Origin of the sequence: Chryseobacterium viscerum (assembly GCF_025949665.1) — a bacterium.
In the GTDB taxonomy this organism is placed as follows: Bacteria; Bacteroidota; Bacteroidia; order Flavobacteriales; family Weeksellaceae; genus Chryseobacterium; species Chryseobacterium viscerum_A.
On record NZ_JAPDFT010000001.1, the window covers coordinates 1,248,843 to 1,274,143 of the forward strand.

The 25,301-nt window shown below is 34.7% G+C and carries 23 protein-coding genes; 20 read left to right on the forward strand and 3 right to left on the reverse strand.

What is annotated here, in order from left to right; all coding sequences use genetic code 11:
- The first annotated feature begins 4 nt into the window (after positions 1–4).
- From OL225_RS05590 to OL225_RS05650, 13 genes are all read left to right on the forward strand, one after another.
- Complete coding sequence (locus tag OL225_RS05590) at positions 5–736, forward strand: hypothetical protein (RefSeq protein WP_264517574.1); 732 nt, start codon at positions 5–7, stop codon at positions 734–736.
- Positions 737–1,548: 812 nt separating this feature from the next.
- Complete coding sequence (locus tag OL225_RS05595) at positions 1,549–1,950, forward strand: hypothetical protein (RefSeq protein WP_264517575.1); 402 nt, start codon at positions 1,549–1,551, stop codon at positions 1,948–1,950.
- A gap of 521 nt (positions 1,951–2,471) precedes the next feature.
- On the forward strand, positions 2,472–2,864 hold the full coding sequence (locus tag OL225_RS05600; protein ID WP_264517576.1) for a hypothetical protein: 393 nt from the start codon (positions 2,472–2,474) through the stop codon (positions 2,862–2,864).
- Between the two features lie 138 nt (positions 2,865–3,002).
- On the forward strand, positions 3,003–4,748 hold the full coding sequence (locus OL225_RS05605) for a CocE/NonD family hydrolase (RefSeq protein WP_264517577.1): 1,746 nt from the start codon (positions 3,003–3,005) through the stop codon (positions 4,746–4,748).
- 167 nt (positions 4,749–4,915) lie between these two features.
- Positions 4,916–5,056 carry a bacteriocin-like protein gene (locus OL225_RS05610; RefSeq protein ID WP_156118435.1) on the forward strand — a complete coding sequence of 47 codons (141 nt, stop codon included), beginning with the start codon at positions 4,916–4,918 and terminating at the stop codon, positions 5,054–5,056.
- Positions 5,057–6,038: 982 nt separating this feature from the next.
- A complete protein-coding gene (purB, locus tag OL225_RS05615) occupies positions 6,039–7,466 on the forward strand; it encodes an adenylosuccinate lyase (protein WP_047377647.1) in 1,428 nt (475 codons plus the stop codon).
- 51 nt (positions 7,467–7,517) lie between these two features.
- Positions 7,518–8,489 carry a WG repeat-containing protein gene (locus OL225_RS05620; protein WP_264517578.1) on the forward strand — a complete coding sequence of 324 codons (972 nt, stop codon included), beginning with the start codon at positions 7,518–7,520 and terminating at the stop codon, positions 8,487–8,489.
- 193 nt (positions 8,490–8,682) lie between these two features.
- Positions 8,683–9,714 (forward strand): PDDEXK nuclease domain-containing protein, encoded by a 1,032-nt coding sequence (locus tag OL225_RS05625; protein WP_264517579.1) that lies wholly within the window; start codon positions 8,683–8,685, stop codon positions 9,712–9,714.
- Positions 9,715–9,740: 26 nt separating this feature from the next.
- Positions 9,741–13,436, forward strand: a complete 3,696-nt coding sequence (locus OL225_RS05630) for a phosphoribosylformylglycinamidine synthase (protein WP_264517580.1) — start codon at positions 9,741–9,743, stop codon at positions 13,434–13,436.
- The gene (locus OL225_RS05635; protein WP_264517581.1) at positions 13,417–13,830 is read left to right on the forward strand and encodes a ribonuclease inhibitor; all 414 of its coding nucleotides are present in this window, start codon (positions 13,417–13,419) and stop codon (positions 13,828–13,830) included. The genes OL225_RS05630 and OL225_RS05635 overlap by 20 nt, the downstream gene beginning before the upstream one ends.
- A gap of 347 nt (positions 13,831–14,177) precedes the next feature.
- Complete coding sequence (locus OL225_RS05640) at positions 14,178–14,807, forward strand: SGNH/GDSL hydrolase family protein (protein ID WP_264517582.1); 630 nt, start codon at positions 14,178–14,180, stop codon at positions 14,805–14,807.
- Entirely contained in the window at positions 14,807–15,139 is a 333-nt protein-coding gene (locus tag OL225_RS05645; protein WP_264517583.1) for a gamma-glutamylcyclotransferase family protein, read from the forward strand. Before OL225_RS05640 ends, OL225_RS05645 begins: the two co-directional genes overlap by 1 nt.
- Positions 15,140–15,579: 440 nt before the next feature.
- Positions 15,580–16,038 carry a GyrI-like domain-containing protein gene (locus OL225_RS05650; RefSeq protein WP_264517584.1) on the forward strand — a complete coding sequence of 153 codons (459 nt, stop codon included), beginning with the start codon at positions 15,580–15,582 and terminating at the stop codon, positions 16,036–16,038.
- Between the two features lie 108 nt (positions 16,039–16,146).
- On the opposite strand, the gene OL225_RS05655 is transcribed toward OL225_RS05650, so the two are convergent.
- Complete coding sequence (locus OL225_RS05655; protein ID WP_264517585.1) at positions 16,147–16,533, reverse strand: diacylglycerol kinase family protein; 387 nt, start codon at positions 16,531–16,533, stop codon at positions 16,147–16,149.
- Between the two features lie 332 nt (positions 16,534–16,865).
- Between OL225_RS05655 and dnaN the strand changes: the two genes are divergently transcribed.
- From dnaN to OL225_RS05685, 7 genes are all read left to right on the forward strand, one after another.
- The gene (gene dnaN, locus OL225_RS05660; protein WP_034699704.1) at positions 16,866–17,996 is read left to right on the forward strand and encodes a DNA polymerase III subunit beta; all 1,131 of its coding nucleotides are present in this window, start codon (positions 16,866–16,868) and stop codon (positions 17,994–17,996) included.
- A gap of 149 nt (positions 17,997–18,145) precedes the next feature.
- Positions 18,146–18,979: a M23 family metallopeptidase gene (locus OL225_RS05665; protein WP_047377640.1), complete on the forward strand. Its 834-nt coding sequence runs from the start codon at positions 18,146–18,148 to the stop codon at positions 18,977–18,979.
- Between the two features lie 56 nt (positions 18,980–19,035).
- Complete coding sequence (locus OL225_RS22015; protein WP_319800568.1) at positions 19,036–19,362, forward strand: hypothetical protein; 327 nt, start codon at positions 19,036–19,038, stop codon at positions 19,360–19,362.
- Complete coding sequence (locus tag OL225_RS22020) at positions 19,337–19,867, forward strand: helix-turn-helix domain-containing protein (RefSeq protein WP_319800569.1); 531 nt, start codon at positions 19,337–19,339, stop codon at positions 19,865–19,867. Before OL225_RS22015 ends, OL225_RS22020 begins: the two co-directional genes overlap by 26 nt.
- A 64-nt stretch (positions 19,868–19,931) precedes the next feature.
- Complete coding sequence (locus OL225_RS05675; RefSeq protein WP_264517586.1) at positions 19,932–20,549, forward strand: YkgB family protein; 618 nt, start codon at positions 19,932–19,934, stop codon at positions 20,547–20,549.
- 206 nt (positions 20,550–20,755) lie between these two features.
- Complete coding sequence (gene pheT / locus OL225_RS05680; RefSeq protein ID WP_264517587.1) at positions 20,756–23,158, forward strand: phenylalanine--tRNA ligase subunit beta; 2,403 nt, start codon at positions 20,756–20,758, stop codon at positions 23,156–23,158.
- A 497-nt stretch (positions 23,159–23,655) separates the two neighbouring features.
- Entirely contained in the window at positions 23,656–24,066 is a 411-nt protein-coding gene (locus tag OL225_RS05685; RefSeq protein ID WP_047377637.1) for an META domain-containing protein, read from the forward strand.
- A gap of 48 nt (positions 24,067–24,114) precedes the next feature.
- Here the strand turns inward: OL225_RS05685 and OL225_RS05690 are convergent, their stop codons facing one another.
- Positions 24,115–24,354: a hypothetical protein gene (locus tag OL225_RS05690; protein WP_002977986.1), complete on the reverse strand. Its 240-nt coding sequence runs from the start codon at positions 24,352–24,354 to the stop codon at positions 24,115–24,117.
- Positions 24,355–24,406: 52 nt separating this feature from the next.
- Positions 24,407–25,297, reverse strand: a complete 891-nt coding sequence (locus OL225_RS05695; protein WP_185097842.1) for a 3-hydroxybutyryl-CoA dehydrogenase — start codon at positions 25,295–25,297, stop codon at positions 24,407–24,409.
- Between the last annotated feature and the right edge of the window lie 4 nt (positions 25,298–25,301).

A 25,301-nucleotide genomic window follows, 5' to 3' on the forward strand; every position in this document is an offset into this window, starting at 1 on the left:
GAAAATGAAAAATTTTTTTTTATTATTAAGTATTATGTTATTTTCTTCGTGTAATTCCCAAGGAAAGATAACTCTGAGACAAATGAATGAAAATTTATTAAAAGATAAAAATTCTATTACCTATAGTGATCCCAAGACAATAAAAATGCTTACAGAAGCATATAAGGTTTTTAGATTGTTGGGGGTAAAGTCTTGTGATATAAATCCTGACAAAAAATATTCTCAGATTTATATAGAAGACGGTTTCCACGATGAACAAGGTTTTTACAATGGGATTTTTATAATAAATAATAAAAATGTTTGTGAGGTTACCACAAGTCCTTATAAATTACATCAAGACAGTCTTTCCTATACTAAAGTCAAGGAAAAAGATATTTCATATGATGAAATGGTTTTCTACACTAAAAAACTTTCTATTGAAGATTTTAAGAATAAATATCCTGATGAATATTTTAGGTACGAATTGGTTAGGCAAAATAAAGTCAATGCTTTTGAAAAGTGTTTAGCAATTGATCAATATACCCCAAAATCAATTGTTTATGCTCGAAACCATTACTTTACAGGAGAAAAAGTGCAAACTTATAATTTACCAATAAAGTATAGTGATATTAAAAATGGTATAGAAGAATTGCCTTATTTTAAGGAAAATAAGAAGAAAGAATTTACAGAGTGTATCAATGAATTGAATATATTAAAAATACACAATTCATCGATTAAAACTTCATCCTTTCAGTAATTTAATACTGTAATCTGTTACAATTATAGTAACAAAGCCTCGCGATTGCGAGGCTTTGTTGTAGTATCTTGGGATAAATCTCGACATCTGATGAAAATATTATATTTTAAGCTCTTACTTATAATCTTTTAATAGGGCTAAAAAGGTATTTTTATAATAAAAAGGAGAATAACCTCGCCCCCCCCCGCTGGCGCATTCTATGAGAAAAAGCAAGTGAAAAATGTTAAAATTTTAAGAAGCAAACTTACAAGTATTCACAAAAGGAGTATTGCGCGATATTACAGCAAATGCCCGGCTAATAATTTTACATTTCATATTATTGATGATCAGGAGGGAATGTTTTCCCCCCGCTCCCGCACGATTGTATCGTGTGGCAGATAATAAAGAAGAGGCTGTCCTCCGCTGGCGCGAGCGTCTCGCCCGTGTCCACAAATATAAAACCCGCTACAAAGTCTATGATTTTGAGTTGATAAAATAAAAGCCACTGCAATCGCAGTGGTTTTATTCATTTCCAGTATAGAGGAAAACTTAGGCTAGAGAGTTATAACTTATTAAGTCTCTTATTTATCAAGCAATTTTTCAGTCTGCTACCACTTTATTCTTTTCTTTTAGCTTGCTTTTATACGAACCTTGCATGTTTACAGAGATTGTTCGTATTGACAACGCTTTAATAATATAAGTTTTATTATTTTTTATGGCAGAAATTAAATTTAACGATGAATTTTTTTAGAAAATATACTTTTTTAATATTTCTTATTTTCTTCATAGGACTATACGTAGTTAATAATTATTTCATAAATAATTATAAAAATTTGTATAAAAAAGAAGGGAATTATGCGATAGGTACAATGAAGGATATAAAAGCATTTGGAAGATCTGGACATGATTTTGTTTATACTAGAGGTAAAAAATATAAATCTGTATGTAGTACAGGAAACTTATCTGTAGATGAATATAGTAAATATATGGATAAAAAATTTTTAGTAATATATTTAAATAGTAATGTACATAATAATAGATTATATGTTTCTATACCAGTAAATTCTAGTGATAATGAGAAAACACTGAAAGAAAAAATTGATAAAAATGTTTTCGTAAAAAGAAAATTAGATTCTATTCCAGCTCCTGGCTATTTCTGGGAGAATTATTTATATAATCTCCTCTTAAAAGAGTCCCCGCTGGCGCTAGCGTCTCGCTCGTGTCCACAAATATAAAACCCGCTACAAAGTCTATGATTTTGAGTTGATAAAATAAAAGCCACTGCAATCGCAGTGGTTTTATTCATTTCCAGTATAGAGAAAAACTTACGCTAGAGGGTTATAATTTATTAAGTCCCTTATTTATCAAGCAATTTTTCAGTCTGCTCATTACTTCATTCTTTTCTTTTTAGCTTGCTTTTATACGAACCTTGCATGTTTACAGGGATTGTTCGTATTGAGAACACTTTAATAATATAAGTTTTATTATTTTTATGACAGAAATTTAATTTAATTCATTGATATTATATAGTATTGGAAAATTAGGGTGATGATAGTCCGAAATACTAGAAATGTATGTAAACTTAATGAGATATGTATGGACACAAGCGAGACACTCGCGCCAGAATGGGGCAATTCCGAAGTTCAACAAAAAGTAGTTAATCCAACCTCAAAGAACGTTTTTAAACAAGCTATAACACCACCATCTATATTAACAAGACCTAGATTTTAAATAGAACATCTTAAATTTAATAAATATGAAAAAAAGTATAACTTTAATTTTATTACCTTTTTTATTTTCGTGCCAAAATATTAGTAATGAAGATATATATGGAAAATATTCACCCATATCATACAAGAATACATACGACACTTTAACGATTAACAAGGATGGGGTTTATAACAGAGTAATTTACAATATAAAAGGGAAGAAATTGTTGAATTACAATTCGAAATACAAATTAGAAGGTAAAACAATAAAGTTTAATGATTTTTATTTAAATTTTGATAAAGATTTAGTTGCCTTTCCAGAAGATGTGAATGATACTGATATGACCTATACTACTTTTTTTGAGAAAAAAGATAAGAATATTGTACTTTGCTTTGGCTACCATGATGGGGAGAATTGTTATAAAAAGGTTATAAAATAAAAAATCGCCCTGTTAGCGCGAGCGTCTCGCTCGTGTCCACAAATATAAAACCCTCTACACAAAGTCTATGACTTTGAGTTGATAAAATAAAAACCACTGCAACAGCGGAGGTTTTTTTATATCTTAGAAAATAAAAAAATGATAAAATACCTGTTCATTCTTTTTCTGTGTGCAATTGTTTCTGTTCAGGGGCAGCAAAGCATATCAGCAACTGCTAAAACTCAGGATAGTTCTTATGATATTCAGGATAGTGTGATGGTCAAAACAAGGGATGGAGCTATAATTTCTGCGATGGTAGTAAGAAAAAAGGGAGAGAAAACAGCTCTTCCGGTGGTTTTCCAGTTTACTATTTATGTAAGGGATACAGGGCGGGATCTTCAGAGTTTGAAGAATGCTGCTGATAAAGGATATATTGGTGTTATTGCATATGCCCGTGGTAAAAGACTGAGCCCGGATGATATAAATCCTTATGAATTTGAAGCCAATGATACGTATGATGTGATAGATTGGATCAGTCAGCAGAAATGGTGTAATGGAAGTATAGGAATGTATGGAGGCAGTTACAATGGTTTCAGCCAGTGGGCAGCCTGCAAAACACTTCATCCGGCATTGAAAACAATTGTTCCTTATGTAGCAAACCGTCCTGGAATGGGACTTCCTATGGAAAATAATATCTTCATTAATCCCAATTACGAATGGGCGTTTTATGTAGGAAACAACAAATATCTGGACAATGAAACAGGAAATGATAGAAAGCGTTTCAGAGCAATGATGTTTAACTGGTGGGATAAAGGAGAAGCATATCATAAAATGGACAGCATTGATGGTACTCCAAACAGATGGTTTCAACGATGGATCAGCCATCCGGATTTTGATGAATACTGGCAAAAAATGACTCCTTATAAAGAAGATTTCAAACAAATCAATATTCCGGTTCTGGCTTTTGACGGCTATTATAATGATTCCCAGAATTCCAGTATTTATTATCTTAAAGAATTGCAGAAGTATAGCCCAAATACTCCATTTTATCTGATCATTGGTCCATACGGTCACTTTGGTACACAGCAGGGAGGTGAGAAAGAAGTGAACGAATACAAAGTAGATGAGGTTGCCCTTTTTGATATCAATAAAATCACTTATGAATGGTTTGATTATATCCTGAAAAACGGACCCAAACCATCAGCTCTTAAAGACAAAATCAATTATGAAGTAATGGGAGCAAATGAATGGCGCAGTGCCCCATCTTTTGAAAAAATGAACAATGATGTTCTGAAGTTTTACCTTTCCAATCAAAAAAAGGATGGAACGTATTATCTTGATCCAAAAACTTCCAATAAAAATACATTTCTTTCTCAAACGGTTGACTTTAAAGATCGAAAATTGAGTGGCAACAGCGATTATTATCCCTCTCCAATAGAGAAAAATGAGCTGGATCAAAGCTCAGGTTTCATTTTTACCAGCAGTCCGGTAGAAAAATCAATGATTGTGAACGGTTCTTTTGTTGGAGGGCTTCATATTTCTGTTAATAAAAAAGATGTGGATTTGGGAGTGACTTTATATGAATTGACTCCCGAAGGAAAATATTTCCATTTGTCGTACTATATTGGAAGAGCCAGCTATGCAAAAGACATTACCAAAAGACATCTTCTGAAGCCTGGAGACAAAACATGGATAGAATTCACCAATAGCCATTTTGTAAGCAAAAAACTTCAGAAAGGAAGTCGAATCGTCATGAAAATTGATGTTAATAAAAACCCGTTTTCACAATTGAATTACGGAACAGGAAAAGACGTAAGCACAGAAAGCATAAAAGATGCTTCCATTCCACTACAGATCAAATGGTACAATGATAGTTATGTAAAAATTCCAGTTTTAAATGAATAAAATAGTGCTGATGATTATTGAAAGCACATAAATATGGTGTAAGTTGTAAGTCGTATAAAATTAATTTGTTATGTTTTTTTTGTCCAAAAAATATGTATATTGGAACTACCAAATTAAAGCGTAATCCGAAAAGCATATAGAGTAGGAAAAAAATCAAAATTAAGACTATGAAAAACCTAAGAAAACTTTCAAAAAGAGAATTAAAAACAGTTCAGGGAGGTATCCCTATGTGTCTGCCAGGATACTTCTGGTGTTCATTTGTAAAAAAATGTATTCCTGTGGGATCATCATGCGGACTTATTGATTAACTTGATTCAAGAAAATAATGTAAAGAATGGCTGTCTCAGAAACGGGATAGCCTATTTTATGTCTTCCCCACTAATCGACTTAGAAATCAGGAGCGTTAAGAAAATTTGAATGTAATCCGTTAAAAAATTTCCACTGTCTGAGCATGGGATGTATTTAGAACCGAAGCAGAGCCAAGTGATCCATGCGAGTTTGGAAATTTTAGGAGTACGTTCAAATTTTTAGCGGATGATTCCCGTCTTGAACTTTTGCATACTTTTGTTTGACTACGTCGAATCTTCGATTTCAAGGCAAAAGTATAATTGAAAAAATGTTATTTTGCAGTCTTAATTATAGAACTCTCGTGCGATCCCGAATAAATTATATTCTTGCTGTTGGTATTATTTTTCTGAATGTCATAATATTACTTGTAAATATATACATAATAAGAAATGGTTTTCGTCCCTTTGAAGGAGGATTTAATTTTTCAATAATGCTCATGATTTCAAACCTTTCTATAATTCCTGCAGTAGCAACATGTTTTAAAAAGATAAAAAATAATCCTATAATTTTAATATTGAACATATTAGGTTTTATTATGTCTGTTTTAGGAGCTTTTCTAGCCTATATGATGATGACAATCCAATGTTAAGTTGAGAAAAAAACGAGATTGAATATGATGTACTGTTTCCAATCGACTTAGGAATCAGGAGCGTTAAGAAAATTTGAATGTAATCCGTTAAAAAATTTCCACTGTCTGAGCATGGGATGTATTTAGAACCGAAGCAGAACCAAGTGATCCATGCGAGTTTGGAAATTTTAGGAGTACATTCAAATTTTTAGCGGATGATTCCCGTCTTGAACTTTTGTATACTTTTGTTTCAAGACAAAAGTATAAATGAAATCTTTATCTGATTCGCAATAGGGTTGAAAAATCATAAAAGCAGGATTTTCATCTCTCACTGAAAAACCGTATTTTTGTACATCTAAAAAGTAAAAGAACGAATGAATTCCTACAAAAATCCATTGGAAGAGCGCTACTCCAGTGAAGAAATGTTATTTAACTTCTCACACAATAACAAATTCCAGAATTGGAGAAAGCTTTGGATAGCTCTTGCTGAAATCGAAAAAGACCTTGGACTTGAAATTACAGACGAGCAGATCGCTGAGTTAAAAGCTAATGCTGAAAATATCGATTATGAGAAAGCAGCAGAGTACGAAAAAAAATTCCGTCATGATGTAATGGCTCACGTTCACGCTTATGGTGATGTGGCGCCTTCAGCAAAAGGAATTATCCACCTGGGAGCTACTTCAGCTTTTGTAGGAGACAATACAGACTTAATTCAGATTCGTGACGGACTTTTAATCTTAAAGAAAAAGTTGGTGAACGTAATGAAGAACTTAGCAGACTTTGCTATTCAGTACAAAGACCTTCCGACTTTAGGATTTACACACTTCCAGCCAGCTCAGTTAACAACAGTTGGAAAAAGAGCTACACTTTGGTTACAGAGTCTGGTTCTTGACATCGAAGAATTGGATTTCTTCCTTGAAACGCTTCGTTTCAGAGGAGTAAAAGGAACTACAGGAACTGCTGCAAGTTTCCTTGAACTTTTCAACGGTGATTATTCTAAAGTAAAACATTTAGATAAAGAACTTTCAAAAAGATTCGGTTTTGATAAAGTTTTCGGAGTTTCCGGACAGACTTATGATAGAAAAATTGATGCGAAAGTAGTTGCTCTATTAGGAAATATTGCACAATCTGCACACAAATTCACAAACGATTTACGTTTACTTCAGAACCTTAAGGAGATTGAAGAACCATTCGAGAAAAACCAGATCGGTTCATCTGCAATGGCTTACAAACGTAACCCGATGAGAAGTGAAAGAATCGGAGCATTGGCAAAATATGTAATGTCTCTGACAACAAGTTCAGCAATGGTAGCTTCTACACAATGGTTTGAAAGAACATTGGATGACTCAGCGAACAAGAGATTAACAATTCCTCAGGCATTTTTAGCTGTTGATGCTATTCTATTGATCTGGAATAATATCATGAACGGAATCGTTGTATATCCGAACAGAATCAACAAGCATATTATGGAAGAACTTCCTTTCATGGCGACAGAATACATTATCATGGAAGAAGTGAAAGCAGGTGGAGACCGTCAGGAAATCCACGAGGTGATCCGAGTTCATTCTATGGAAGCTTCTAAGAAAGTGAAAGAAGAAGGAAAAGAAAATGACCTTATCGAAAGAATCTTAAATGATGATTCTTTAAAACTGGACAAATCAAAACTGAAAGAAGTTTTGGATCCTAAGAACTTTATTGGTTTCGCGCCTATCCAGACGGAAGAATTCGTCAAGAATGAGGTACAGCCGATTATAGACCAAAACAAAGACTTAATAGGATTGGAAGCTGATCTTAAAGTATAAAACAATATGCAGTCTTTTCGGCTGCATATTTTATTTCCAACCCCGATCAATATGAAAAAACTGCTGGTAACCATTTTATTGACGCCAATCATATCCTTTTCTCAGGGTACAAAGGATTTATATTATTTTAAATCCAAAGATTCACTGGTTGGAGTAAAAAATAAAGCAGGGAAAATAATTGTTCCTGCACAGTTCAAAGTCTTTTCATACCTTAAAGATGGAGATCCTGTAGAAGGAGAAACTATTCTTTTTGACGGAGATAAAGAAGGCGAAAAACCAGAGAAAAATGCCTGGGGAAATGTATATGACAGAAGTGGTACATTTCTTTACAAACCTTTCCTTTATGATAATGGCCCGGATTATTTCTCTGAAGGGCTGAGAAGATTGGTTAAAAATGGTAAAGTAGGATTTGCAGACCGCAACGGTAAGATCGTTATTGAAGCAGAGCATGATTTTGTATCACCTTTTAATTACGGATACGCTGCGTTTTGTGACGGCTGTGACTGGGAAAAAACAAATGACGAGCACAGATCCATTGTAGGCGGTAAATGGGGGGTGATGAATGTCAAAGGACAAACCGTTCAGTCACTTACAAAACCAACAGCGAAAAATGTTGAAATAGATGGGAAATATTATCCGAACCCATTTCAATACAATGAAAAAGAGAAAAATGTCCTTCAGTTTTTTGAAAAGCAGAAGAAAAAGCTTTCAGATCTTTATTATGTGAATTTTTACAATAAATTGTCTGAAAATGAAAAGAATCTGTTTTTTGAAATTGTAGAAAGACCAAAAGAAAATTTTCCGTATTATCAGGTAAATACCTATAATCACAGAAAGAAAGACCTGGATATGCTTTATCGTTTCAAGTTTCTGGTTTCAGAAGATGGAAAAACATTTTATGCTCTGGATGATTACAATGAGAAAAAAGTTCCTTTTGAAAACTGGTTAAAAGAAGAAATAAAAAATGCAGAGGATTTTCAGAAAGAACGTAAGGATAACCCGAATAAGTTTATAAACAAATAAGAGAAAGTTGGAAATTCCGCGAGGTAAATTTGAAGAAGATATGACTTATTCCTTTAAATTTGCACAGAATAGTAATTGTAGAAAAATCTCTTTCAAAAATTTCCAATACAAAAGGATTTAAAGTATGAAATTTTAAATTCAATAAAAGAAAAATAAATCTAATAGTAAAAAATCTGACATCTAAATTTTAATAATGTTACAGAACCAGAATCATCAACAATTAATGACCGATCTTAAAGAGCTGGTAGACAAGACAAGAGGTCAGGTTGCAGTTCAGGTAAACTCGGCGATGGTGGTTTTGTATTGGAAAATTGGAAGAAGAATAAATGAAGATGTTTTAGAAAATAAAAGAGCAGAATATGGCAAAGAAGTCATTGTACAGATTTCTCAACAGCTTACATTAGAATTTGGAAACTCTTTTTCTGAAAAGAATATCCGAAAAATGATGCAGTTTGCGTCTGTTTTTAATGATTTTGAAATTGTCACATCAGCGATGCGACAATTATCATGGACTCATTTTTTGCTCCTTGTTCCCATTGCTGAAGATACTAAAAGAAACTTTTATCTTGAAGTCTGTAAGATAGAAAACTGGAGTGTGAGAACTTTAAGAGACAAAATTAATTCTTTGCTTTTTGAGCGTACTGCCATCAGCAAAAGACCTGAAGAAATAATTGATAAAGAACTGAAAAACTGGTCTGAAAATAATATTCTAAATCCTGATTTGGTTTTTAAAGATCCATATTTTCTTGACTTTTTAGAATTGAAAGATACCTTTTCTGAAAAAGACTTAGAAGAAGCAATTATTGTTGAGCTTCAAAAATTTATTTCTGAATTGGGAACTGATTTTGCCTTTCTTTCAAGACAAAAAAGAATCACAATAGATAATAGGGATTACTATCTGGATTTACTTTTTTATCATAGGAAACTAAAATCTTTAGTCGTTATCGAACTGAAATTGGGTGAGTTTGAAGCCAGCCATAAAGGTCAGATGGAACTCTATCTCTCATACCTTAATAAATATGAAAAAGTAGAAGGTGAAAATGCACCCATTGGTTTAATCCTATGTTCAGGAAAAAATTCCGAACATATTGAACTTATGAATCTGGAAAGTGATAATATAAAAGTTGCAGAATATTTACTTATCTTACCTTCAGAAAAAGTTTTGCTTGAAAAATTGCATCGTTCAATAGAGATAGCAAGAAATAAATTTGAAAATAAAAAATAAATCTAATATTAAAAATCTGACATCTAATGTCTAATAACAAAAGAATTTTCGTAGAAAAAAGAGGAATTTTCGATGTTGAAAGTCCAAAAATTTTTGATGAAGTAAAAGCGGTGGTTCCGGCTGTTCAAAGCGTGAAAGTATACAATGTGTACGATATTTTCAATCTGAATGACGGAGAATTTGAAAAAGTGGTGAACAACACTTTCGTAGACCCTGTTACTGATATTTTACACACAGAAAACCCTGCAAAAGCTATTCATTTCGGAATGGAGTTTTTGCCGGGACAGTATGATCAGAGAGCAGATTCTGCACAGCAGTGTATTGCATTGCTTACAGAAAATGAAAAATCAAAAGTAAGAAGTGGAAAACTGATCGAATTTGAAGGAGTTTCTGAAGCAGATTTGGCTAAAATCAAAGACCTTCTGATCAACAAAGTGGAATCTCAGGAAAAAGACTTGTCAATTCTGGATATTCCTGCTGACGAAACACCGTCAAAAGTAATCATTCACGAAAACTTCATCAATTTCAATGATGCGGAACTGGAGAATTTCTATAACAACCACGGTTTTGCATTAGGATTAGACGACTTGAAATTCATTCAGGAATACTTCAAAACTGAAGAAAGAAATCCTACAGAAACAGAATTAAAAGTATTAGACACGTATTGGAGCGACCACTGTCGTCACACGACTTTCGAAACACAGTTGTCAGACATTCAGTTTGAAGGTCAGTTCAAACACACATTGGAAACTATTTTCAATGATTATATCGAAAAAAGAAAATTCTTAGGCCGTGAGCTGAAGCCAATTTCTTTAATGGATCTGGCAACAGTATGCGGTAAATATTTCCATAAAACAGGAAATCTGGATAATCTTGTTATTTCAGACGAGATTAATGCATGTACCATTCAGATTGAAGCAGAATACGACGGTAAAAAAGAACCTTGGTATTTATTATTCAAAAACGAAACACACAATCACCCTACAGAAATTGAACCTTTTGGAGGAGCATCCACTTGTTTGGGAGGTGCTATCAGAGACCCATTATCCGGAAGATCTTTTGTTTTCCAGGCTATGAGATTAACAGGTGCTGCAGACGTTTTAGAATCTGTTGACAAAACATTACCAGGGAAATTACCTCAGAAAACCATTACAAAGCAGGCTGCTAACGGATATTCGTCTTACGGTAACCAGATCGGTCTTGCCACTACAATGGTTTCTGAAATCTATGACGAAGGATACAAAGCCAAGAGAATGGAAGTAGGTTTCGTTACCGGAGCTGTTCCTGTAGATTGGGTAAGACGTGAGAAACCTGAAAACGGTGATTCAATCATCATTTTAGGAGGTGCAACAGGTCGTGACGGAGTAGGAGGAGCAAGCGGAAGTTCAAAAGAGCAGGACGAAACTTCTATCCACACCATGAGTTCTGAAGTTCAGAAAGGAAATGCTGTAGAAGAGCGTAAAATCCAGAGATTGTTCAGAAACCCTGAAGTAACGAAGCTGATCAAAAAATCAAACGACTTCGGAGCAGGAGGTGTTTCTGTAGCGATTGGCGAAATTGCAGACTCTTTAGAAGTAAACCTTGACGTATTACCTTTAAAATATGAAGGATTAAACGGAACCGAACTGGCTATTTCTGAATCTCAGGAAAGAATGGCGGTGGTAGTAGATACTCAGGATAAAGAAAAATTCATCAAATTCTGTGAAGCTGAAAATATTGTTGCCGTAGAAGTAGCAAAAGTGACAGATTCCGGAAGAATGCAGATGTTCTGGAAAGGAGACAAGATTGTAGACCTTTCAAGAGCTTTCTTAGACACCAACGGATGTTCAAAATCTCAGGAAGTGAAAATCACTCACCTTGAAGAAGTAAAAGAAGAAACAAAAGAGTTCACAGCAGAAAACTTCCTGAATATCTTAAAAGATAAAAACGTAGCTTCTCAAAAAGGACTGCTTGAAATGTTTGACTCTTCAATTGGAGCAACTACAGTAGCAATGCCTTTAGGTGGAAAGTACCAGCAAACCCTGATGGAAGGAAGTGTACAGACACTACCGATATTAGGAGCAAAAGATATTAAAACCGTTTCTTTGGCAAGCTGGGGATTCGATGCTGAAATCTCAAAACAAAACTCACTGTTAGGATCATCTTACGCGGTAGTGGAGAGTGTTGCGAAGATTGTAGCGATGGGAGGTGATTATAAAAACATCAGACTAAGCTTCCAGGAATACTTCGAGAAATTAGGTCAAAACCCGGAAAAATGGGGTAAACCTTTAGCTTCACTTTTAGGAGCCTATGATGCTCAGATCAATTTAGGTCTTGCTGCCATCGGAGGTAAAGATTCCATGAGTGGAACGTATCAGGATCTGAATGTTCCACCAACCTTGATTTCTTTTGCATGCGCTAACGGAGATAAAGAAAATATCATTTCTCCTGAATTGAAAAATGCAGGAAACAAACTGTATTTCTTCAATCATATCGCTCAGGAAAGTGGACTTCCAAACTATAATGCTTTAAAAGAAGTTTTTGAATTCATTTTTGAAAACATCAAAGCAGGAAAAATTGTTTCTGTGAAAACAGTAAAAGAAGGAGGTCTTGCAGTAGCTTTAGCAAAAATGAGTTTCGGAAACAGATTAGGGGCTGAAATCAATGCTGATGAAACTGTTTTATTGGCTAAAAATATCGGTAGCTTAATCATCGAAGCAAAAGAAGAATTACACTCGGTTGCTCTTCAGCTTATCGGAGAAGTGAAAGATTCAGGTATTGTAAAAATCAATGGTCTTGAATCAAACATTACAGACCTTGTAGCTGCTAATACCAATACATTCGAGAACCTTTTCCCGACTGTAGAAAAAGAAAAGATCACTGTTGAAATTGATGAAAAATCAAATTCAATCCATCCAAGAAATATCATCATTAAAAAACACGGAATTGCACAGCCTAAAGTTTTCGCTCCGGTATTCCCTGGAACAAACTGTGAGTATGATACGCTGAATGCATTCCAGAAAGAAGGCGCTATAGTAAGCAGTTTACCTTTGATCAATATCAATCACCAGTTATTGGATGAAAGCATTGATGCATGGGTAGAAGAGATCAGAACATCTCAGATTCTGGCATTCTCAGGAGGTTTCTCTGCAGGAGATGAGCCGGATGGTTCTGCAAAATTCATCGTTAACGTTCTGAAAAACGAGAAAATGAAAAATGCAGTTCATGAATTATTAGACAGAGACGGGATGATCATCGGGATCTGTAACGGATTCCAGGCACTTGTGAAGTCAGGACTGCTGCCATACGGAAGAATCAAAGACTTGGATGAAAACTCTCCAACGCTAGCTCACAACGCGATCAGAAGACATATCTCTCAGATGGTAACAGTACAAGTAGTGAATGACGAAAGCCCTTGGTTAAAAGGAATGAAAGGTCAGACTTTCACCATTCCGATTTCCCATGGAGAAGGACGTTTCATGGCTTCAGAAGAAGAAATCAAAAAGCTGTATGAAAACGGACAGATTGCAACTCAATATATTGATCTTGATGGAAACATTGCTCACGGAATGCCATTCAACCCGAATAATTCATTATTCGGAATTGAAGGAGTTACCAGCCCATGCGGAAAGATCTACGGAAGAATGGGACACCCGGAACGATTTGCTGAAGGTCTCATGAAAAATATACCAACCGCGAATTATCACAACATATTCAAAAACGGTGTTGAATACTTCAAATAACAATACAAGAAAAATGATCGTCATCCATGGCGGTCATTTTTCGTCTTTAGCCGGTTTCTACGAAGAAGTTTCCAATGTTCTGATGAAAGATGCAGATTGGAAAGTGGGAACTCTTGACGGTTTTGATGATATTCTCTACGGAGGTTTCGGAGTAATAGAAGGAAAAGAAGAAATTGAAATCATCTGGAAAGAATCAGAGAAATCAAAACAAGACCTTGGTTTTGATGCCACTCGTGAATTCTACAACAATAAAATCAGACAGGGAAAATCATTCAACATAGAATTGATTCAGCAGAAATTAGATGATTTGACCGAAGGAAAAGGGCAGACTCTTTTTGAAATTCTGGTGGAAATTATACAGTCACATAGCAATATTGCATTGAAGCTGGAATGATAAGTAATGAGCAATGAGTAATTAGAATCTTAAACCATTATGAATAATAAAGATTTTAAGGAAAGTTAAGATTCATTAACGATGAATAAAGCAGTCTGCTTAATAATAGCTTCAACTATTACATTCATAATTCTTCACCTCTTCACAAATCATAATGGTTCAAATCACTTCGTGCAACAAGGGTAAAAATACGTCTATTGCTGAGTGAAACGACTTTGCGAACGAAAACATAAGAATTAAATATAAATACTTAGCGCCTTTTGTGTTAAAAACTACGCAAGTTGAAAGATATTAATAATTTTTCTCACTATTTTTACTTTAACAAAACAGGAAACAATAAGAATTGAATGAAGAAAATTATTTATGGGCTGTTCTTCGGTGACAGCATTACTTATGGAGAATATGACGGTGTTTTTGGAGGCTGGGTAGATATTTTGAAAAGATATGCCTTGCAGCAATTTCACGAAGGAAATGGAGATGAACTGATCTTATTCAATTTGGGAATCGGAGGAGAGACTACCGAAGGATTACTGAAAAGAATTCCCCACGAACTCAGTGCCAGAAATTCTGCTGATGGAAACCTTGTTTTTTTAAGTTACGGAGCCAACGACCTTGCGATAAAAGACGGGATACAGATTGTAGATTCTGAAAAATTTAAAAACAACATGACTACTGCCATCGCGCACGCCAAAGAATTTTCCAACGAAATTTATCTTGTGAGCATTCTCCCTTTTTCTCAAAAAATAGATGGAGTAGTGGTAAGCTCAGGCAAATTAAGAACAAATGGGGAAGTTGTTATCTATAACCAGATCCTTAAAGATCTTGCCTCAGAACATTCACTGGGGTATATTGATTTTTATTCTGCTTTCCTTGAAGATAAAGAGATTCTATTATCTGCAGACGGAGTGCACCCCAACGAAAAAGGCTATGGAATGATGGCTGAGGTAGCTATACCAATTATCGAAAAATATTTATAATGCCCAATTTATTTTCTTACGGAACCTTACAGAAAGAGCAGGTTCAAATGGAAACCTTTGGAAGACTTTTACAAGGTGAAAAAGATGTCTTATCAGGATATAAACTAAACAGTATTGAAATTACAGATCCTGAAGTACTGCGGAAAAGCGGTCAGAAATACCATCCTGTACTTCAGTTTTCGGGGAATGATGAAGACCTGATAGAAGGAGTGCTTTTTGAAGTAACAGAAGCGGAAATCCTTCAGGCAGATGAATATGAAGTGGATGACTACAAAAGAATTGAAACTGTTTTTAAATCCGGGAAAAAAGGGTTTATCTATGTCGGGAAGTAGTTCCTTATCTTTAAAACATACCCATACTGTCATTGCGAGCAAAGCGAAGCAATCTCAATAAGAATTAGAAATACTGAACTCAGGTAATTTTTCTTTGGTAAGCATCACCGTTCTCTTTGTCATTCCGAGCGAAGCAAGGAATCTAAACTTAAATAGGTATTTAGATTCCTGGCGGAATGGACAAAGATACCTTAGATAAATTGTGGTAAGAGGCTTTAATGCATATACATTACAGCTTAAACACAAATAACACAAATGATTTCACTAATACCACAAATGAATATTCAATAGGAATGGGCTTTAGCCCATTTAAACAATAAGCAGAACTCCATTGGCTTTAGCCAAAACTTAAAAAAAGATTTTAAAACCCATTAAAAAACTACTGACATACTCTTGTCACAAGCTGTCTTTATCTTTGTCACATAACAAAAAATCAAGAAATGAATAACGTGAAAATAGAACCTTTTAAGGTTATCGGGATCTCAGTAAGAACAACCAATGAAGATGGGCAGGCTGCAAAAGATATTCCTGTGTTATGGGAAAAATTGATTAACGGGGATATTCTCAATTCAATTCCAAATAAGATAGACAATACCATTTATTCCATCTATACAGATTACGAAAAAGACCATACAAAACCTTATACAACAGTTCTTGGCTGTAAAGTGCAAAACCTAGATAATATTCCTGAAGGGATGATCGGTTATTCTTTTGATGGTGGAGACTACGTGAGATTTACCACAAAAGGAGACCTTTCAAAAGGTTTGGTGATCAATGAATGGTTGAAAATTTGGGAAATGGATCTGGGAAGAAAATTTACCGCCGATTTTGAAATCTATGGAGAAAAAGCACAAGATCCGTCAGATGCGGAAGTGGATATCTTGATTGCAGTGAAATAAGATAAAAAAATAGTTTGCCTTCACAGACTTTTGAACTGAAGACGTGAAATTTTCCTCCCTCGGAAGGGTGGCAAAAATTCTTTGAATTTTTGACGGGGTGGTCAGAACCTACAGGAACAACAGTTTTATAGTCTTCATCAATCTTACAACATATTTTCCATACACCAAAACCCCAACAATCACCGATGCAATGGCCGTCAATACTACAGCACCGGCAGCAATATCTTTAATAAAGCCGATTCTTTTGTCGAAATTGGGTTGAATGATATCACAGATCTTTTCAATGGCAGTATTGAAAATTTCAGCACTTAAAACAGCAAATGAGGCGATGATAACCAAAGCTGTGTCTGTGTTGTTTAGTTTAAAATAAAAAATAAGAAAGAGATTGACAAAGAATGCCAGCAGCTCAATCTGGAAATTTCTTTCCGTTTTTATCATCATGAAAACACCCCGGAAAGCATTGAGAAAACTTTTATGAATGGGAGGTTTTTGCATAATTCTGAACTTTTCAGACAAATATAGTCTTTGTATTTTGATTGTTGTGAGTTATCTTTTATATTTGAAGTAGGATATTATAAAAGAAAACGATCAACGTTTATCCTCTTTTGCCTCCAATACTGATATTTTAATGAGTTTTGAAGGAGAAAAGAATAAATACAAATTGGAATAAAGTGAATGTTTTGATGAAAATTTCAGGATCAAAAGAAATTTAAGCATAATATCAAGGCTCAAAACAAATTAAGGCTCTTTGTTAAAAACTCCTCCATATTATTCTTTTCTTTATTGTATCTATTTATTATATTTGTAGAAACTTATTTTATAAATCTATGAAATTTATTATTTCAAGTGGTGAACTGCAGAAGGCTTTGCAAACTGTAAGTGGCGTAATATCAAGCTCTCAATCGAGACCGATTTTAGAAAACTATCTTTTTGAATTAGACGGAAATAATGTTACCATTACAGCATCTGACGGAGAGACAACTCTTGTTACTTCTCTGGAAGTAAAGTCTGATGATACAGGTAAATTTGCTGTTCCTGCTAAAATTTTTCAGGATTTTATCAAGACATATGGTGAACAGCCTCTGACATTTGTTGTAAAAGACAATGCCGAAGGTACTGGAAGCCAGCTTGAGATTTTAGATGAAAAAGATAATTTCGCAGTAGCATTAGACAATGCTGATGACTATCCCGAATTACCGGAATTCGACGCTTCACAAAGTGTTACGATGCCGGCAGGAGTTCTGTCTGAAGCTTTGACAAACACACTATTCGCTACAAGTAATGATTCCCTTCGCCCAGTAATGACAGGGGTTCTTTTCCAGTTTGGAGAAAACGAAACCAATTTCGTTTCTACAGACTCCCACAGATTGGTGGTGTACAAAAGAGCAGACCTTATGAATGCTGAACCGATGGAGTTTATCATGCCTAAAAAGCCTCTGAACATTTTCAAAAATATCCTGGCAAGTTCCAATGAAGACGTTACTATCGATTTCAATGAGAATATGGCCAAGTTTACTTTTGGTAAGCATATCTGGATCTGTAGACTGATTGATGGAAAATATCCAAACTATACAGCGGTAATTCCAAAGGAAAATCCAAATGTATTGACAATCAACAGAAATCTTCTGTTAGGAGCTATCAAAAGAGCATCTATCATGTCTAATAAATCTACCAATCAGGTAAGATTCAAGCTTTCCGGAAATATTCTTCACCTTCATGCAGAAGATACTGAATATGCAAATAAAGCAGATATGCAGATTCCTTGTGACTACAATGGAGAAGATATCAATATCGGATTCAGTTCTAAATTTTTAACTGAAATGCTGACGATCTTAGGATCTGACGATATCACCATGAAAATGTCTCAACCTAACAGACCAGGGATCATTGAACCTCTTGACGGTCTTGAAGAAAACGAAAATATCTTAATGCTGTCAATGCCGGTAATCGGATTATAACATTAACGTATATAAATAAAAGAAAGCTGGAATTTTTCCGGCTTTTTTTGTAATCCTGCATTCCGGCTCATAGTTGTAATGATGTGGAATTGACTTAGGAATTATGAGCGTCAAAGTAAAAGTATAGTAAGAAAAACATTTTAATAAACATGAAAAAAATAACAATTCTCGGATCACTTATCTGCTCTCTATGGGCTTTCTCTCAGAAGAGTGCAAAAATGTATTATGAGCATACGAAAGATATTATTACTTACTATGCTGATAATATTGAAATCTATCCCATTTCAATAACATTCTCAGAGCAGCCGGAAACAGAAAATTTGAAGAGTCCGGAAGCATTTAAAATGATCAGAGTACTGCCTCCTAAATCAACAAAAAACAAAATTGCTTATTTTGTTGTCAATGATAATAAAAAAGGTTGGAAAATTAAGAAAATGCCTGCTTATTATACATTGGCTGGAGATGCAACGATAAAGACCTATGATGCGGACTATATATATGATCTTCCTTTTCAAAAAGGGAAATCCTTCAATGTTTATCAGGGGTACAATGGAATATTTTCTCACCAGAACGAAAACTCTTTAGATTTCGTAATGCCTGAAGGAACAGAAATTACGGCAGCAAGAGAAGGCAAAGTGATTGATGCTGTTCAGAGTAATAATACAGGATGTCCTACATCAAGTTGTGCTAATCAGGCCAATTATATTTCAATTTTACATTCAGATGGAACCATTGCGCAATATTTTCACCTGAAACAAAATGGGGTTAAAGTTAACATAGGAGATGAGGTTAAAAAAGGTGATTTAATAGGATTAAGCGGCAACACAGGCTGGACAAATGGTCCTCATTTACATTTCCAATGCTTTCTTCCCGATCCTTCAAAACCAAAGCAAAAAAATACTCTCAAAACCCTGTTCAGAACCGGTAATGGAAGCAAAAATGAATATCTGGCAGAGAAAAAAACATATTCAAAAGAGTATTAAACAGATCGTGTTATTTGTGAATCATTAGAGGTATTAGTGTTTAAAAGATACTAATTATGAAAATAAAAATACAGTTATACCACACCTCAGATTTTCCTTCAGAACTCACTACTGAAAATTACAGTGTTGTTCTATGGAAAGGTTCCGGTGTTTTCTCTGTGGATGATATTAATTATTCTTACAGTGGATACAACATACTGTTTCTTTCCCCTTATCAAAAACTGAAACTGGCTTCGGAATCTGATGAAAATATCCACATGCTTTTCTTCCATGGTGACTATTACTGTATCGAATATCATAAAGAAGAAGTGGCCTGTAACGGGCTTCTTTTCAATAATATTTATCTGAATCCTGGCGTTGAGCTGTCAGAAGAAAAACTATAACTATATTCTCGAACTTTTTAATCACATCAAAAAAGAAGAATCTGAAAAACATCAGTTTTCAGAATCCATTATCAAAACTTATATTCAGCTTATTCTTGCCATTGGCAGTAAACAGAAAAGCAGTATTGAAAACAGTGTGATTTCTAGTGAAAAAATTCCTAATAAGAACGCTTTTGAATTTCAGAAACTGCTGGAAATTTATTTTAAAAATGAAAAAGAACTGTCATTTTACAGTGACAAGCTGAATATAACCAATAATACATTAAGCAAGGCTGTAAAAAAAGAATTTGCGAAAACACCCACGCAGCTTGTCAATGAAAGAATCATTCTGGAATCAAAAAAACTGCTGCATTTAACCTTTAGATCTGTAAAGGAAATTGCTTCAGAACTGGGATTTGCCGATGAATTTTACTTCAGCAGGTACTTTAAAAAGTCGGTAGGATGTTCCCCAAAAAAATATAGAGAACAGGTAGGAATCTCTGTGGTGGCGAAAATGTCCATGTAATGTCCTCAAATATCTATGTTGGCGCTGTAGGCATGTGAATACCTTTGTTAAAAAAATAAATCACATGCAAGACAACAGACTTTACCACCGTTTATTAGAGTTGGATACCTGGTTTTTCAATTTTCTCAGAATTTCAATCTTCATTGTTATGGCCTGGATTGGAGGCTTGAAGGCTTTCCATTACGAAGCAGAAGGAATTGTGCCCTTTGTAGCCAATAGTCCTTTCATGAGTTTCTTCTACAAAAATGCCGGGAATAAAGTTCTTAATGAAGACAAAAAACCTGTTGCAGAATATACCTTATATAAAACCCCGGAAGGAAAAGTTATTCAGAAAAATATTGATTGGCATACAAAAAACGGAACCTATATTTTTTCCTATGGCTTGGGAACAATGATTCTCGTTATCGGATTTTTTGTGTTATTCGGAATTTGGTTTCCTAAAATCGGAGCCGTTGGTGGTGCTTTAACATTTTTAATGTCACTCATTACGCTGTCATTTCTTATAACCACTCCTGAAGTTTACGTGCCTAATCTGGGCGGAGATTATCCTACGCCTCAGTTTGGGTTTCCTTATCTGTCCGGAGCAGGGCGTTTGGTCTTGAAAGATATTATCATGATGGCCGGAGGGCTGGTAGTATTTTCTGATAGTCTGAAGAAAGTATTGAAACCGTCTGCTCAATAGATTCATCAATCAGAAGAAGAATTATTAACGAAAATTAATTCTCTTAAAGTCGCTTCTAAATTTCTCTATTTCTCAAAAAAACACGACATTTGTAGCTCGAAAAATCATACCGGAAAGGGTGTGGGATTTCAAATAAAAGTTTCAAAATAGAGCAGATGAAACCTTAGAGCTCATCTGACGAATTAAATAAGTAGATAGATTAACAAATGAAAATATCAAACAACTGGCTGAAGGACTTTGTAAAAACGGAATCAAAAACTGAAAGAATCGGTGAATTCCTTACAGATATAGGTCTTGAGGTTGAAGGGATAGATAAATTTGAAAGCGTAAGAGGCAGTCTGGAAGGAATTGTTGTAGGTAAAGTATTAACCTGCGAAAAGCATCCGAATGCTGACAAACTGAATAAGACAACAGTAGACGTAGGAAACGGAAAAGTATTGAATATTGTTTGTGGAGCTCCTAACGTAGAAGCTGGGCAGACAGTTCCTGTAGCAGTTGTCGGAACAAAAATCTATGACAAAACCGGAAACTTTTTTGAAATTAAAGAAGCAAAAATCAGAGGTGAGGTTTCTCAGGGAATGATCTGTGCAGAAGACGAATTAGGTCTTAGCGAAGATCACGGAGGAATCATGGTGCTGGACGAAACAAAATATGAAGTAGGAAAAAACTTTGCTGATTATTTTGAGCTTACCAATGATGAGGTGTTTGAAATCGGACTAACGCCGAACAGAACAGATGCAATGTCTCACTATGGGGTTGCAAGAGATCTTCATGCGTATCTTTCTACAAACCAGCTGAAATCTCAATTTAACAAAGTAGCTTCTGAAGCTTTGAATAATGAAGGAACTCATGATTTCACCCTGGAAATCGAAGATGCAGAATTGTGTCCAAGATATATCGGAGCTGTTATTGAAGACATAAAAGTAGCAGAATCCCCATCTTGGTTAAAAGACAGGCTGAAAGCAATCGGCCTAAGCCCAATTAACAATGTTGTAGATATTACAAATTATATTCTTCACGGGTACGGACAGCCGCTTCACGCATTTGATGCAGACAAAATTGCAGATAAGAAAGTGAAAGTAGGAGTTGTAAAACCGGGAACAAAATTTACAACTTTAGACGGGGTTGAAAGAACATTGAACGGTTCTGAGATTATGATCAAAGACGGTAAAGATAACCCAATGTGTATTGCCGGGGTATTTGGTGGAGAGAATTCAGGAGTATCAGAAACTACAAAAACAATATTCCTTGAAAGTGCTTACTTCAACCCGATTGCGGTAAGAAAAGGAGCAAAAGCCCACAGTTTGAATACGGATGCTTCTTTCAGATTTGAAAGAGGAGTAGACCCAAATCTTACAAGAACGGCTATCACTCATGCTATTAAGATGATTCAGGAAATTGCTGAAGGAAAATTAGTAGGAGAGTTATTGGAAGAATATCCTAAGAAAATAGAAGACAATTATGTGATCCTGAGATTCTCTAAAATTGAGCAGATTTTAGGAACAAAAATTCACAGAGAAAAAGTAAAAGAAATCTTAAAAGCATTGGAAATTCAGGTTTTAAATGAAATTCCTAATGGTTTTGAAATCTCTGTTCCTGCTTACAGAGCAGATGTAACAAGAGAAATTGATGTAATTGAAGAGATCTTAAGAATCTACGGATACAATAAAATTGACGCTCCACAGAAAATTTCGTTTACCCCTGTTAAGCTAAGTGCTAACGATCAGGATGAACTGGAAAACAGCTGGGCAAGAGCTTTACAAAGTATTGGTTTCAACGAAGTAATGAACAACTCATTGACTTCTGTAAAAGATGAAACTGATGCCGTAAAGTTGTTAAATCCTTTAAGCGGGGATTTAGCATTCATGAGAAAATCTTTATTGGAAGGACTTCTTCAGAATGCTGTATATAATATCAACAGAAAGAATCAGGACATTAAATTCTTTGAATTAGGAAAAATTTATCACAAAAAAGATAAATATGAAGAAAGAAAACAATTGGCTTTGTTGGTTTCCGGTAGAGATGTTGCCGAAAACTGGCTTCAGCCAAAATCTGCAGTAAGCTTCTATAACCTTAAGGCTTATGTAAAAGTTTTATTGGAAAGATTGGCTGTAGATTATAAAGAAACTGCTCTGTCTGATGAAAGATTTTCTGATGCATTGGTATATGAAGCAGATGGTAAAGCTTTGGTGAGAATTGGAAAAGTAGCTCCTGCTTTATTAAAAGATTTTGATATTGACCAGGATTGTTTCTATGCAGAAATCGAACTGGAATATGCTCAGGAATTACGTTCTAAAAACGAATTGAAATTCAAAGACATTCCGAAATTCAACAAAATCAGAAGAGACTTAGCTTTATTGATTGATAAAAATGTAAACTATCAGGATTTATATCAGACGGCTAAAAAGAATAAATCTCCATTCATTAAAAATATTAACCTATTCGACGTGTATGAAGGTAAAAATCTTCCTGAAGGCAAGAAGTCTTATGCAATGAGCTTTGAACTGTTGAACGAAGAAAAAACACTGGAAGAAAAAGAGATTACAGAAGTAATGGATTCTCTGATCAAAGCTTTCCAGAAAGAATTCAATGCAGAGTTGAGATCTTAATACTTGAAAATATACTTCACGATAAAAGAAACGGACTTTTTAAAGTCCGTTTCTTTGTTTTAATAATGCCGGTTGTAATGTTATGTTTCGGCTAAAGCCATTTGAATGTTGGCTTTTTTATGTAAACGGGCTAAAGCCCGTTCCTATTGAATTGCATTAGTGATATTAGTGAAAATATTAGTGTCATTAGTGTTAAAATAGAAATCTTGTATAAAAACAATCTATCCACAGTCTTTGTTACTCCGTAGGAGCCTCAATATATTTTATAAACCAATTATAGTATAGATTCCTTCGGAATGACAAAGGCAACGCTACAACTTTAGTGCAGATAAAGTTCTTATGTCTTAACGCTTTCAACCCTTTTTTTGATTATCAAGAGCGTAAAAATAATTCTGAAAAATATTCAAAATATCAAGTGTTAAAGAATAATAAAATTCACGTCAACCCGTTTAGATAATATAATTTCCGTAAATTTGGATGAATTCAAAAAGAAAAAAATGAAAAATCTTTTTTTAAGTATATGTACAGCTGCAGTTTTGGCTTCATGTGGATCCATGACGAGCCCTTCTGCTTCTAAAGTAGGAAAGGCTCAGCCTGCTCTTGCCAATACAAAATGGACATTGGCTGACAATGTAAAAGGTAAAATCCCGACATTGAATATTGAAGGAGAGAAGATCACAGGAAATGCCGGATGTAACAACTATTTCGGAACGGCTTCAATAGATCCTTCTACAGGTGGTTTTACAGCAGGACAAATGGGATCTACAAAAATGATGTGTAATAACATCGGAGTAGAGCAGAATTTTATGGATATGATGGGAAAAGCAAATAAATATGTAATTTCCGGAAATACTTTAGAATTGTATAAAGACAATCTTTTATTATTGAAGTTCAATAAATCAGAATAAAAAACAAAAGGAACTCAATTGAGTTCCTTTTTTATGTTTAGAGTGTTATTAATCTTCCTCTTCTTCGTCGTACTTAGCCAACTCTTCGTCGCACCATTTAAACGCTGCTTCTACTACTTTAGTAGCTTCGTCTGCCATAGTTTCTTCATCATCACCTTCAAGATCATCTAACCACTCAACTTCTTCTTCCTCAACGTTTAAGATAAATCTTGGGTATTCTGTATGAACTACGAATAGATCTTCTGGAAACTCCGAATTATCTGCTAATAAAAACTTTGGTAATTTCATTTTTTTAATGTTTTAACTTTCTCAAAGATAAATAAAATTATTGACTTTAAAATTACTTCAAAAACATTTTTGAAACTTTTTCAGCTTTTTTACTTTCAGAATAATCGTAGAATCCTTCACCTGATTTTACTCCAAGTTTCCCCGCTGTTACCATATTTACCAGCAATGGGTTAGGTGCATATTTCGGGTTTTTGAAACCATCATACATTACGTTCAGGATGGCAAGGCATACATCAAGACCAATAAAATCTGCCAGCTGAAGCGGCCCCATCGGATGTGCCATTCCCAATTTCATTACCGTATCAATTTCTTCTACACCAGCCACTCCGTTATAAAGCGTTTCGATAGATTCATTGATCATTGGCATCAAAATTCTGTTAGCCACAAAACCTGGATAGTCATTCACTTCTACAGGAACTTTACCCAAAGTTTTGCTCATTTCATAAACTGCATCAAAAGTCTCCTTGGAAGTAGAATATCCTTTAATGATTTCTACCAGTTTCATAATCGGAACCGGGTTCATGAAGTGCATCCCGATTACTTTGTCAGCTCTTTTGGTAGCTGCTGCAATTTTTGTGATAGATATAGATGAAGTATTGGTTGCAAGAATACAGTTTGCAGGAGCCAGTTCATCCATCTGACCAAAGATCTTCAGTTTAAGATCAATATTTTCTGTAGCAGCTTCTACAATAAGGTCGGCAGCACCTGCAGCATCGTTAAGTGCTGTAAAAGTAGTGATGTTGCCTAAAGTTTCAGCTTTTTGCTCCTCTGTAAGATTTCCTTTTGCAATGATTCTGTCAAGATTGGTAGTAATGGTTTTTAAACCTCTGTCCAGAGCTTCCTGAGATACATCTACAAGATTTACTTTAAAACCGCTTTGTGCGAAAGTATGTGCAATACCATTTCCCATGGTTCCCGCTCCGATAACTACAATGTTTTTGATCATT